The 306-nt window shown below is 60.8% G+C and carries 2 protein-coding genes; both read right to left on the reverse strand.

All coding sequences use genetic code 11. From position 1 onward, the window contains the following. A partial coding sequence (locus HX846_RS40035; protein WP_256740374.1) for a hypothetical protein occupies nt 1–76 on the reverse strand: 76 nt, incomplete at its 3' end. Nucleotides 77–85: 9 nt separating this feature from the next. Beyond that, the coding region (locus HX846_RS35775) for a DUF4442 domain-containing protein (RefSeq protein ID WP_178967299.1) at nt 86–306 on the reverse strand (221 nt) is incomplete at its 5' end.

Raw genomic sequence — 306 nt, forward strand, 5'->3', positions numbered from 1 at the left:
GGCCACTGCCCTGCAACGCCAGCGCCAGGGCGCTTCCGACCATTCCGGCCCCGACAATCAGCACATCTGCGCGCATGTCCATGCTTTAAGCCTGTCTCGATTGCAGCTTGCGCCGCACGTAAAGGGTTTTGTCGACCCGCGCCACCAGGGTGCCGGAGCCGTCATGAATCTGTACCTTGAGCTGCGGTAAATACTTGTCGCCGCTGGCGGTGTGCTGGCGAATCTCGTCCAGCAATGCTTGGTCGATGGAAAATTCGGCGAACACCGGGCCTTTGCCCGGCGAGATAAAGTCGATAGCGGCAGCCT

This window comes from Pseudomonas sp. K5002 (genome assembly GCF_013386655.1).
Taxonomy (GTDB): Bacteria; Pseudomonadota; Gammaproteobacteria; order Pseudomonadales; family Pseudomonadaceae; genus Aquipseudomonas.